The organism is Burkholderia sp. 4M9327F10, assembly GCF_005503145.1.
Classification (GTDB): Bacteria; Pseudomonadota; Gammaproteobacteria; order Burkholderiales; family Burkholderiaceae; genus Paraburkholderia.
The window spans coordinates 1-12091 of the sequence record NZ_SCNV01000111.1 but is presented as its reverse complement, the minus strand read 5'-3'; the positions used below and the strand labels follow the sequence as shown (position 1 = coordinate 12091).

The 12091-nt window shown below is 61.1% G+C and carries 11 protein-coding genes; 3 read left to right on the top strand and 8 right to left on the bottom strand.

Annotated features, from left to right (window positions below):
• Nucleotides 1–185: 185 nt before the first annotated feature.
• From FFS45_RS40655 to FFS45_RS40645, 3 genes are all read right to left on the bottom strand, one after another.
• On the bottom strand, nt 186–992 hold the full coding sequence (locus FFS45_RS40655; protein WP_137960220.1) for a BPSS1780 family membrane protein: 807 nt from the start codon (nt 990–992) through the stop codon (nt 186–188).
• A complete protein-coding gene (locus tag FFS45_RS40650) occupies nt 983–1978 on the bottom strand; it encodes a homoserine kinase (protein ID WP_137960219.1) in 996 nt (331 codons plus the stop codon). Before FFS45_RS40650 ends, FFS45_RS40655 begins: the two co-directional genes overlap by 10 nt.
• 165 nt (nt 1979–2143) lie before the next feature.
• The gene (locus FFS45_RS40645) at nt 2144–2539 is read right to left on the bottom strand and encodes a hypothetical protein (RefSeq protein WP_137960218.1); all 396 of its coding nucleotides are present in this window, start codon (nt 2537–2539) and stop codon (nt 2144–2146) included.
• Nucleotides 2540–2736: 197 nt separating this feature from the next.
• Here FFS45_RS40645 and FFS45_RS40640 point away from each other — a divergent pair, with 197 nt between their 5' ends.
• Nucleotides 2737–4263, top strand: a complete 1527-nt coding sequence (locus FFS45_RS40640) for an AMP nucleosidase (protein ID WP_137960217.1) — start codon at nt 2737–2739, stop codon at nt 4261–4263.
• 52 nt (nt 4264–4315) lie between these two features.
• Here the strand turns inward: FFS45_RS40640 and FFS45_RS40635 are convergent, their stop codons facing one another.
• The 4 genes from FFS45_RS40635 to FFS45_RS40620 all read right to left on the bottom strand — a co-directional run bounded on the left by FFS45_RS40635 (nt 4316) and on the right by FFS45_RS40620 (nt 7249).
• A complete protein-coding gene (locus tag FFS45_RS40635) occupies nt 4316–4939 on the bottom strand; it encodes a flagellar biosynthesis sigma factor (RefSeq protein WP_137960216.1) in 624 nt (207 codons plus the stop codon).
• A complete protein-coding gene (locus FFS45_RS40630) occupies nt 4939–5949 on the bottom strand; it encodes a hypothetical protein (protein ID WP_137960215.1) in 1011 nt (336 codons plus the stop codon). Before FFS45_RS40630 ends, FFS45_RS40635 begins: the two co-directional genes overlap by 1 nt.
• Before the next feature lie 203 nt (nt 5950–6152).
• Nucleotides 6153–6683 (bottom strand): chromate transporter, encoded by a 531-nt coding sequence (locus FFS45_RS40625; protein WP_137960214.1) that lies wholly within the window; start codon nt 6681–6683, stop codon nt 6153–6155.
• On the bottom strand, nt 6680–7249 hold the full coding sequence (locus FFS45_RS40620) for a chromate transporter (RefSeq protein WP_137960213.1): 570 nt from the start codon (nt 7247–7249) through the stop codon (nt 6680–6682). The genes FFS45_RS40625 and FFS45_RS40620 overlap by 4 nt, the downstream gene beginning before the upstream one ends.
• A 98-nt stretch (nt 7250–7347) precedes the next feature.
• Between FFS45_RS40620 and FFS45_RS40615 the strand changes: the two genes are divergently transcribed.
• On the top strand, nt 7348–8247 hold the full coding sequence (locus FFS45_RS40615) for a transcriptional regulator GcvA (RefSeq protein WP_137960212.1): 900 nt from the start codon (nt 7348–7350) through the stop codon (nt 8245–8247).
• A 123-nt stretch (nt 8248–8370) separates the two neighbouring features.
• Here FFS45_RS40615 and FFS45_RS40610 read toward each other — a convergent pair whose 3' ends face one another.
• Nucleotides 8371–9114, bottom strand: a complete 744-nt coding sequence (locus FFS45_RS40610; RefSeq protein ID WP_137960211.1) for a TIGR00730 family Rossman fold protein — start codon at nt 9112–9114, stop codon at nt 8371–8373.
• A gap of 1 nt (nt 9115) precedes the next feature.
• On the opposite strand from FFS45_RS40610, the gene polA reads away from it, so the two are divergent.
• A complete protein-coding gene (gene polA / locus FFS45_RS40605) occupies nt 9116–11881 on the top strand; it encodes a DNA polymerase I (RefSeq protein ID WP_137960210.1) in 2766 nt (921 codons plus the stop codon).
• Nucleotides 11882–12091: the final 210 nt, after the last annotated feature.

The window sequence follows — 12091 nt, the reverse complement described above, 5'->3', positions numbered from 1 at the left end:
GTTCGGAAAGGAGCGTACAAATCGCTTGCACGCAAACCAATTGTGCCGTAATCGAGCCGGGCTGACGAGTGCAGGGTAGGGAGCGCGTATGCAGCGCCTGACGAACGTCAAGCGCTGCTGGGTTGGCAGGAGGCGGACGGCGTTACCGCAGCGCCACGTTTGCACCGTCGTGGCGCATCCGCATTTCAGCTAGCCGGCTTGGTGGGCAGATCGGGCGCGTCCGGTGTTTGCACCCCGAAGCAGCCGCGATAGGTCGCGTAAAGCGAACAATAGAACATGGTGATCAGGATGACGCTGGCAAGCAACATCACGGCGGGCGCGTAGTCGGCGGCGCCGAGCGTCGCCATCAGCGCCATGACCCCGAGCGAGACGGTCATGCTCAAGGCAATCCACAATACCCCGAAGACGATGAAGGCGCCGCGGTTGCGCCAGCAGCTGACCACGCTGAAAAACATCGCTTTCAGAGGCTGTACATCGTGCCACGCTGCGAGGATCGGCGCGAACCAGTACAGCATGGCGACCGGAATAGAAAAGGCAAACGCCGCCAGCATGCCCGACATGATGTTGGTATTGGCGAGCGCTTCGGGGTCCTGCGCCGACGTGCCTAGCGCGAACCGCAGCAGCGTGCCGTCATCGGCGAGCGCGGAACCGGCAAGCACCAGCGCCATCGCGACCACGTAAAGCCCCCCGAGCGCGAGCAGGCGCTTGGCGGCGACTGCACCGTACGAGCGAAAGCCGTCTACCAGGATGGTCGGGAACACCGGCTTGCCAGCAATGGTGTCGCGGCACGCCGCCATGAAGCCGACGGCAACGCCAGGAACGAGCGCGAGCGGCAGCACCCCGCCTACAAAAGGGATCTGCTCGATCAGCGTCACCACCAGCAGATAGGCGAAGATCAGCGTCAGGAAGGCGAGCGGGTTCTTGCGGAACAGCCAGATACCTTGCCGGAACCATACATAACCGGCCTTCGCGGGAACTTCAATTAGTTGCATGGAGTATGGATGCCTGGAAGTGCTACGCCGCAAAGGCGCTCGCGCAGAATGCGCTCGAAATGGCCCGGGTCGTGCGGCTTGAGCAGTTCGGCCGCGCGCGGCAGATAAAAATCATACAGGCGCGAGACCCAGAAGCGGTAAGCGCCTGCGCGCAGCATGTCGCCCCAGTGACGGTTTTCTTCCGGCGTGAACGGGCGCACGGTCTGATAGGCGCGCAACATCGCCTCGACGCGGGCCTCGTCCAGCTTGCCGGTGGCCAGGTCGACGCACCAGTCGTTGACCGTGACCGCCACGTCGAAAAGCCATTTGTCGCAGCCGGCGAAATAAAAGTCGAAGAAACCGCCCAGGCGCACTTCGTGGCCGCTCTCCGGCGCGGCGTGCGCGAACAGGACGTTGTCACGGAACAGGTCGCAATGGCAAGGACCTTCGGGCAGCGCGGCGTAATCCGCCGAGGCAAAAAACGCCTGCTGGTGCGCGAGTTCCGCGCTCAGCAGTTCGCGTTGCGCATCGGCGAGGAACGGCAGCACGGTCGGCACGGTCTCCTGCCACCACGAGAGGCTGCGCAGATTCGGCTGATGACGTGCGTAGTTGCGCCCGGCCAGGTGCATGCGCGCCAGCATCTGCCCCACTTCGATGCAGTGCTCGATCCCCGGCGCCAGTTCCGGCCCGCCCTCGAGCTTGGTCACGATGGCGGCCGGCTTGCCTTGCAGCATGCCGAACAGCGCACCATCCTCGCGCGGCATGGGGTCCGGCACCGGCACGCGGTGCGCTGCCAGATGCTGCATCAGATCGAGATAGAACGGCAATTGCTCTGCCGTCAGCTTTTCGAAAATGGTGAGGACGTATTCGCCGCGCGTCGTCGTCAGAAAGAAGTTGCTGTTTTCAATTCCCGAAGCAATGCCGCGAAACTCGACGACATCGCCGAGGTCGTAATGCCGCATCCATTCTGCGAGTTGGGGTTCGGTAACAGCGGTGAAGACAGCCATGCGGGAAACGTCGGGTCAGGTGGTCGGGCTGGCGCGATGCGGCCAGTGCGGCAAGGTATGGGTAATCAGGGCAAGCAGGACAAACAGGCTGAAGGCCCGGGCGCCGGGCCGCGGTACTGCAGGTCGCGGGCGGGACGAACCGGCGTCCCGCCGCTGGATAAACGATCAGTAGGTCAGGCTAACCGACGGCAGGCGATTGCTCGGATGGGCGCTGCTGTTCGCGCTGGGCGACGTGTCGAGCGGCGCGGTCATCTGATAGCGCGTGCCGAGGTTCGAATGCACGTTGATTTCGACAGGCTTGCCCTTGTCGCGGTATTCCGTGATTTCGGTGCCGTTCGGGCTCTTTTCATAGAAGCTCGGCAGGCGCGGCTGGTTAATCTCGACCTTCGAGCTGACCTCAGCGGCTGGGCGGTTGATCGCGTCCAGGTCCGGCAGGCCGGCCCGTTCGTTGGCGGACATGGGCTGGTCGGCGGGCGGCGGTGCGTCCACGGGCTGGGCAGCCATCGCGGTGTTGGCGATGGCAAGCGCCAACGCAACGGCGACGGGAAGGAGCGGCTTCATGGTGATTCTCCAATAAGGTGCCCCGATTCTAGCAAATCCAACCTTGCTCACGGGCGCGGTAGCCTTATTTTGCGCTGCTTTCGGGCAGCGTGTGCGCGACATGCGCGCAAATTCGCCTGCCCCCACTGGTCCGTCCCCTATGAGCAATCGGGCTAGGTTCCGTGGTAATGTGGATCGATCAATTGAGGCGAATGAAGATGAACAACAACACCAATCAGCGCGCGGTGCAGACACCCGCCAATGACTTTCCGACCGAGGCCTTCGAGGACGCGGCGGACGCCGTGACTCATCTGTCCGCTATCTACGAAGCAAATACCTCTTTCTTACGCGATGCGTTTGCGCGTTACAGGCGTAATGAACCGTTCGAGCGCCGGGTGCGCGCGTGTTATCCGTTCGTCCGGGTGTGCACTGAGGTCAACACGCATATCGACTCACGCCGCTCGTATGGTTTCGTGGCCGGTCCCGGCGTGTTCGAAACCACGGTGACGCGGCCGGATCTGTTTGGTAACTATTATCGCGAGCAGTTGCGGCTGCTGGCGAAGAACCATCATGTGCAGATTGAAGTGGGTGTCTCGGATCAGCCCATTCCGATTCATTTTGCGTTTGCGGAGGGCATCCATCTGGAAGGTGAACTCGATCGCGAGCGCCTGTTCGCGATGCGTGACATCTTCGATACGCCTGATCTGCGGTTTCTCGACGACCGGATCGTCAACGGCACGTACGAGCCAGGTCCGGGCGAGCCTCATCCGCTCGCGCTGTTCACGGCGGCGCGGGTCGATTTCTCGCTGCACCGGTTGAAGCATTACACGGCAACTTCGCCCACGCATTGCCAGAACTACGTGCTGTACACGAACTATCAGTTCTATATCGACGAGTTCGTCAAACTCGGCCGCACGATGATGGCCCATACCGACGACGAGGAACTGCGCGCTTACCGCAGCGAGTACACGTCGTTTGTGGAACCGGGTGATGTGATCACCTATAACGCCAATCTTGGCGAGCAGGCAGACGAAGGCACGCCGCCGCCGCGGCTGCCGCAGATGCCTGCGTATCACCTGAAGCGCGCCGATGGCAGTGGCATCACGATGGTTAACATCGGCGTTGGGCCGTCGAATGCCAAGACCATTACTGACCACATCGCGGTGCTGCGCCCGCATGCGTGGATCATGCTTGGGCACTGTGCGGGGCTGCGCAATACGCAGCGCCTTGGCGACTACGTGCTGGCGCATGGCTATGTGCGTGAAGATCATGTGCTCGATGATGATTTGCCGCTGTGGGTGCCGATCCCGGCGCTGGCGGAGGTGCAGGTGGCGCTGGAGCGTGCAGTCGCACAGGTGACGCAGCTCGACGGTGCTGAGCTTAAGCGCGTGATGCGTACGGGGACGGTGGCGAGTGTTGATAACCGCAACTGGGAACTGCGCGATCATCGTGAGCCTGTGCAGAGGCTGTCGCAAAGCCGCGCGATTGCGCTGGATATGGAAAGTGCGACGATTGCGGCTAACGGTTTCCGGTTTCGGGTGCCTTACGGTACGTTACTTTGCGTGTCGGATAAGCCGCTGCATGGTGAGCTGAAGCTGCCGGGCATGGCGGATCAGTTTTATCGGGCCCAGGTCGATCAGCATTTGCAGATCGGTGTGAAGGCGATGGAGCTGCTGAGGACGAATGGCTTGCACCGGTTGCATAGCCGGAAGCTGCGGAGCTTTGCGGAAGTGGCGTTTCAGTAGTAAAAGCGAAGGGTTATCCGGTGGGGCTTTGCGGGCTCCGCCGGATTGCACCTTAGTTTTCAGGGTGGTCATCGAAGACAGGTGGACCGAGGTCCAGCGTTATTAGGTAGCGCTCATCGTTTGGATGGTCCTGAGAGCGCAAACAGCGGATGTTGAGCGAGACTTGGTACTTGTTGCCGGCCTGCCAGTAACTCGTCGGTGCCGAGCACTTTCGAATCTCAGTCCGACTGGCAGGGGTGTCTCCGATAGGCTGGCTCCCTGTTGCTCGAAATGGTTTCCATCCTCCCTGTCGAAGCTGATTCTGTAAATCAGTGAGGATTGTCATCGCGTCATCAAGCGGTAAAGACGTGACTTGCGGCGATAGCGTCACGGAGTCGACTTTGCCGTTGCTGTCGTAATGTACCGCCAGGAATTTTGCCGCGGGAGTGGCAAAACCATATTGGGGGTCGACAAAACGCAGGCGGGTGGGGCGGTTCACGTAGCCGCCCCAGTTTGCGTTGGGTTCGATTGCAGGCAAGGTTGAATTGGACTGTTGTCGTACCTGCTCGTACGGCTCACCTAGCGCGAGAACAACTACGTCAATTGGCCGCGCTATCGCGTAGATACCCAATAAGACGCTAAGTCCAAGCCCGATGCAAGCGACGAGCCAATGCCAACTGAATTTCCTGAGTGCCATTAGCAACCTCCCTGTGCTATGACGAACAGGGAATTTTCTACAGAATGCCGCTGCATTGGATCGTGCAGGAGATCATCGAAGCGCTGTGCAGCGCGTAGGACAAACGCCATCCGTTGGCCACCATCTGCAAGATTGGCCAAGGGCTGCTTACTGAACATTTCGTATTTTGCATTGGCGCCCGTGATTGTGCACTGATTGACGAGCGTCAGCTGGATTTCCCGCGCCGAGCCGGTTGGAATATTCAATGCCCATGCGAACTGGTTGGCCCGCATCAGCAGAGCGAAGGTCGCATCGTCGTACATGGCCGGTTGCAGGATGTTCATCTGTTCATGCCAAGCCAGCAATTCGACGCTTTTACTAATATTACCTGCATCGATCGCTTCAAATCCCTGCACAACTTGAGGTCTGGCAACGCCAAAGGGAACGCTCGTGGCGATCGGCCACGTGACTGACCCGCCTAACAGTTGCCGCTCTGGCAGACAACGCTTAAACCGCTGTAAGCCGAATTCCTTGTAGAACATATGCAGCGGCCAGATATCGAGGAACAGCGATGCATTGCCTTTGGCGAGCATCTGGTACACCTTCTCCGCGCCGGCGCCATTTGCCTGATCCGGGATCGGCATTCGTGGCGATCCGTAAGGTGCCATTCGTTCGAGCGGAGAGCTTTGTTTTTCCCATTGCCGATAGGCGTCACGCTCCCGGTTCGACTTGCTGATCAGCTCCGCTGCGTTAAGCAAGCCGCAACCGACCTGTTTGGATGCGAATGCGGCTAACCCAGCCCATTGAAAACGCCGGTCGTCTAGCCACAATTGGGCGTAGGCCGCGTTGATGCGCCGGTTACGGACGATCGGATCGTTGGCGGATGCGATTACCTCTGCCTTCTTCTGATAGAAGCGCCAGCAGTTGAGGCAGTCTTGTTTGTCGTCTTCCACACGCTTCTTTGCGGCGGCTTCCTCCTCTTTCCTCCTCGGGTAGCAAATTGGGCACTTCGGGTTGTCGCAGTTCGGCATGAAGCTGGCTCGTTGTTGTTGGCTTTGTTTTTGTTGCGGGCAATATCGACACGGCTGTAAACGTATCAGATATTTTGGACTCCTTTTTTATGGGATAAAACGGGATGATTTGTGAGTAACGAATCAGTGCCTTGCGGGTTTCGCACGCTGGACTCGTCCCCTACACAGCGCAGGGTCAGGCCGACGCGTTCCGCGGCCACCCCCTAAAACTGCCCAAACCCCGTCAACCCAACCAAACTCCCCGCAGCAAGCAACCACAACGGATGAACCCGCGTCTTAAACGCCACCACCGCACACACCGCCGTAATCACCCAAGCAATCAACGTCGTATCCGACGCACGCGCAATCAGTGCCGCACTCGCAGCCACCAGCCCCGCCGTCACCGGCACCAACCCCGCCTGCGCATACTTCCGCCAAGGCCGATCCTTGAACCGCTCCCACGCCTTGAGGGCAAGAATCGTCACAATCGACGACGGCCCGAACTTGGCCACCGAGCTCACCAGCATCCCCGCCCATCCGGCCACGTGCCATCCGACCAACGTAACAACCATAAGATTCGGGCCAGGCGCGGCCTGCGCCAGTGCGAACAGCGCACTAAACTCGCTGGCCGGCATCCAGTGATGCACCTCGACCACCTGGCGCTGCATCTCCGGCAGGATCGTATTGCCGCCGCCAAAGGCGAGCAGCGACAACTGGCTGAAAATGATGGCGAGTGAAATGAGGGTGTCGTTCATCGTGCGGTCCTCGAGGCGAGGTAGATGCTAAGTGGCGTGAGGACAAGCATGGTGGGCAGCAGCGGAAACCGGAGCAGCGCGATCGCCACGAAGCCCAGCAGGGCAATGATCGTAGCCACAGGTTTGCGCCAGAGCGGCAGCACGATCTTCACAGCCATCGAAATCAGCAGTCCTGCCGCAGCGGCCGCGAGCCCCGCAAACAGATGACGGATGTGCGGATCATTCTGCGTGTGCTCGTACAACACGCCCAGGCCGATCACAACCAGCGACGGCCCGGCAATCAACCCAAGTATGCCCGCCAGTGCGCCGGGCAGTCCGCGAAAGCGCATGCCGATCGCCACCGAAAGGTTGATCACATTGCCGCCCGGGAGGAACTGGCACAGGCCGAGCAGATCGGTAAAGTCCGAAGCGCTGAGCCAGCGGCGCTGTTCGACGATCGCGCGCCGCGCCAGCGGCAATGCCCCGCCGAACGAGATCAGCCCGAGGCCAAGAAAGCCGCTGAAAATCTCGCTGACAGTGGGTGGCGGCGCAAGGCCGGCTTCGGCGGCGGAGAGGTTTTGATCCATGTTGTCAGCTATTTTGTCCATGCTGCGGAGGTTAGCGCCGTTTCGCCCGCAGGCAAAACGATTTTTCGGGCGCCGCCTTGTGATCTAGAATCACAAGTATGGTCCGTAATCTTCCTCCCTTTCCTGCGCTACGCGCCTTCGAAGCTGCGGCGCGGCATGACAGTTTCACTGCCGCGGCACACGAGTTGCATGTGACGCACGGTGCAATCAGCCGGCAAGTCGCCGCCTTCGAGGCGTGGGTCGGCGTGCGGGTGTTTCACCGTGTCGGCAAGCGCGTGCGGCTCACCGACGACGGCCGGCGCTATCTGGCAACCGTCCAGGCCGCGTTCGACAGTATCGCCGTCGCAACCAGTCAGCTTCGCGACACTGGCGTGGTGCACGTGCTGCGCGTCAACGCGCTGCCTACGTTCGCGATGAAATGGCTGCTGCCTCGGCTCAACCAGTTTCAGCGCAAGATGCCCAACGTGGAACTGCGATTGTCGACTTCGAACACACCTGTCGAGATGCTGGAAGGTTATGACGTGGCGGTGCGGCGCGGGCCGGCGCATTGGCCGAATTGTGTAAGCGGGCATTTCCTTGGCGAAAGCGAACTGCCGGTGTGCAGTCCCGCGCTGTTGCAGCGCTCGCCGATCAAGGTGGCTGACGATCTCGCACGGCACGTGCTGCTGCATTCGGATACGCGGCCGGACGCGTGGCGCAACTGGCTGACGGCTGCGGGAGTGACGGCAAAATGCCGCAAGAAGCAGTCTTTTGACCACTTCTATCTGGCCTTGCAAGCAGCGGTGGATGGACTGGGCGTCGCGCTCGGGCCACTGCCGATGCTCGCCGATGAACTGGCTTCGGGCCGGCTCGTGACGCCGCTCGAAGGTCCGCGCCTCGATGCGCGCGGTTATTGGTGGGTCGCGCGGCGCGAAGTCGCCCAGGCGCCGCTAGTCGAGCAGTTTTGCCGCTGGCTGCAGGAGCAGGGCGACCAGGAGGACGAACCAGCGTGCGCCTGATTCGCGGTCAAGCTCGCCTGGCCGCTCAGAGACTTGATGCAGGCGCAATACAGACACAATACAGACACAACCCACGCGCAAGACAGCCGGGCGGCAGCCCACCGCCCCACGCCGCTTCAAACATTACAGATAGAACATCCGGTCTTCGTCGGACTTCACCGGATGCGGTTCTCCCTCTTCACGGTCTTCGTAGAACTTCAGTACCGCTTCGAGCACCTGGTCCGGATCGTCGATCACCTGCATCAGGTTCATGTCGTCCGGATTGATGAGGCCCATCGGCACCAGCGAATCCTTGAACCAGCCAAGCAGGCCTTGCCAGAACTCGCCGCCCACCAGGATGATCGGCACGTGGCGCGACTTCTTGGTCTGGATCAGCGTGAGCACTTCGGCGAGTTCGTCCAGCGTGCCGAAGCCGCCCGGCATCACGATCACCGCGTCCGAGTTCTTGACGAACGTGACCTTACGCGTGAAGAAGTGGCGAAAGCGCAGCGAGATGTCCTGCCACTGGTTGCCCGACTGCTCGTGTGGCAGTTCGATGTTCAGGCCCACCGACGGCGCCTTGCCCGCATGCGCGCCCTTGTTGGCCGCTTCCATGATGCCAGGGCCGCCGCCGGAGATCACGGCAAAGCCGGCGTCGGACAGCTTGCGGGCGATCTGCGTGGCGAGTTTGTAATAAGGCGAGGCCGGTTTCAGGCGAGCCGAACCGTAGATGCTGACGGCCGGGCGAATCTCCGAGAGGTACTCGGTCGCCTCAATAAACTCTGCCATAATCGTGAACATCTGCCACGATGCGCGGGCCTTCTTGGCTGTCGCGCGCTCTTGATCTGCGAGCGATCGCAGACTCGGAATCACTTTTCTCTTTGTCATAATGCCTGAAGAACGAGTCCTGGAAACTAAGCTGGGAACTGAGCTGGAAGGAAAGACCCTTCTATTGGTCGACGGTTCGAGTTATCTGTACCGGGCCTACCATGCTATGCCTGATCTGCGCGGGCCCGACGGCGGACCTACGGGCGCGCTCTACGGCATCATCAACATGCTGCGGCGCATGCGCAAGGAAGTCACAGCAGAGTATAGCGCGTGCGTGTTCGACGCCAAGGGCAAAACGTTTCGCGACGACTGGTATCCGGACTATAAGGCCAACCGCCCGTCCATGCCGGAAGACCTCGCGCGGCAGATCGAACCGATCCATGTCGCCGTGCGCGCGCTGGGCTGGCCGCTGCTGATGATCGAAGGCGTTGAGGCCGATGACGTGATCGGCACGTTGAGCGTGGCTGCCGAGAAGCGCGGCATGAACGTGATCGTCTCGACCGGCGACAAGGACCTGGCGCAGCTCGTGACGGAGCACGTCACACTCATCAACACCATGACCAACGAGACGCTCGACCGCGCCGGCGTGCTGGCCAAGTTCGGCGTGCCGCCGGAGCGGATCGTCGACTACCTGTCGCTGATCGGCGATACGGTCGACAACGTGCCCGGCGTCGAAAAGTGCGGTCCCAAGACGGCGATCAAGTGGCTCACGCAGTATGAGACGCTCGACGGCATTGTCGCTCATGCCGATGAAATCAAGGGCGCTGTGGGTGACAACCTGCGTCGTGCGCTGGATTTCCTGCCCATGGCGCGCAAGCTCGTGACCGTGGAAACAGCCTGCGATCTGACGCAGCATCTCACGTCTATTGAAGGAAGCCTCGCCAGCCGGCCCGAAGCGCGCGACGAATTGCGCGACATTTTTGCGCGGCATGGTTTCAAGACCTGGCTGCGTGAAGTCGAAACGGCCGAGGTCGTGGAAGGTCCGGGTGCCGGTGAGGATGTGGCGCCTGTAATCGACGGTGAGCGTCACTACGACACAGTGCAAAGCTGGGAACAGTTCGACACGTGGCTCGCGAAGATCAACGCGGCTGAACTGACCGCCTTCGATACCGAAACCACTTCGCTCGATCCGATGACGGCGAAGCTGGTGGGCATTTCGCTGTCCGTTGAGGCTAACTCCGCCGCGTATATTCCGGTCGGACACCGTGGGCCGGATCATCCGGTGCAGTTGCCGCTCGACGAAGTGCTGGCGAAGTTGAAGCCGTGGCTCGAGAGCGCCGACCACAAGAAGGTCGGCCAGCACATGAAGTACGACGAGCAGGTGTTGGCGAATTACGGCATCGAAATGAACGGCATCGAGCACGACACGCTGCTGCAGTCGTACGTACTCGAATCGCATCGCACGCATGACATGGATAGTCTCGCGCTGCGCCATCTCGGCATCAAGACGATCAAGTACGAAGAGGTGGCAGGCAAGGGCGCCGGGCAGATCGGCTTCGACGAAGTCGCGCTCGAACAGGCCGCCGAGTACGCAGCCGAAGATGCGGACATCACCTTGCGTCTGCATCAGGCTCTCTACCCGCAGGTGGCGGCAGAAGAGGGGCTGAAGCGCGTCTATAGCGAGATCGAGGTTCCCACGTCCCGCGTGTTGCGCAAGATGGAGCGTAACGGCGTGCTGATCGACGCCGAGAAGCTGCGCCAGCAGAGCAATGAAATCGCGGCGCGGTTGATCGAACTGGAAGCCGAGGCCTATGTGCTGGCCGGGGGCGAGTTCAATCTCGGTTCACCGAAGCAGATCGGGCAGATCTTCTTCGAGAAGCTGCAGTTGCCGGTGGTCAAGAAGACGCCGAGCGGCGCGCCCTCGACCGACGAAGAAGTGCTGCAGAAGCTGGCCGAAGATTATCCGCTGCCGAAGCTCCTGCTCGAACACCGCGGCCTGTCGAAGCTGAAGTCCACGTATACCGACAAACTGCCGCGTATGGTGAACACGCAGACAGGCCGCGTGCACACCAACTATGCACAGGCGGTGGCGGTCACCGGGCGGCTCGCTTCGAACGATCCGAACCTGCAGAACATTCCCGTGCGCACCGCCGAAGGCCGGCGCATTCGCGAGGCGTTCATTGCGCCGCCGGGGCACAAGCTGGTTTCCGCGGATTACTCGCAGATCGAACTGCGCATCATGGCGCACATTTCCGGCGATGCCTCGCTGTTGCGCGCGTTCGCTCAGGGCGAGGATATTCACCGCGCCACCGCCGCCGAGATCTTCGGGGTCACGCCGCTTGAAGTCTCGAGCGACCAGCGGCGCGTCGCCAAGGTGATCAACTTCGGTCTGATCTACGGCATGAGCGCGTTCGGCCTTGCTGCCAACCTCGGCATTACGCGCGATGCGGCGAAGCTCTACATTGACCGCTACTTTGCGCGCTATCCCGGCGTGGCCAGCTACATGGACGAAACCCGCGCGAGCGCGAAGTCCAAAGGCTACGTCGAAACCGTGTTTGGCCGCCGCCTGTGGCTGCCGGAAATCAATGGAGGCAATGGGCCGCGCCGCCAGGCTGCCGAGCGCGCCGCGATTAACGCGCCGATGCAGGGCACCGCCGCCGATCTGATCAAGATGTCGATGATCGCCGTGCAGAACTGGCTTGAAGCCTCGAAGGTCGGTACGCGCATGATCATGCAGGTGCACGACGAACTGATCCTCGAAGTGCCGGACAACGAGCTGTCCGAGGTGCGTAAGCGTTTGCCCGAACTGATGTGCGGCGTGGCTGCGCTGAAAGTGCCGCTGGTCGCCGAAGTCGGCGCCGGCGCCAACTGGGAAGAGGCGCACTGAGACGTATTGACGCACACCGGGGCACGCCCGACCTTTCGCGATATCGTCGTGCACATGTCACACATGTGCACGGGCGACTTGTGGCAAACCGTGCTGCGCGCGGACAATCAACGACAGACGGCCCAGCGGGCGTAACGCGGGCCGTCTCGACGCATAACCGATCAGCAAACACGGAGAACTACGATGCATCGATTTATCGTCGTTGGTGGG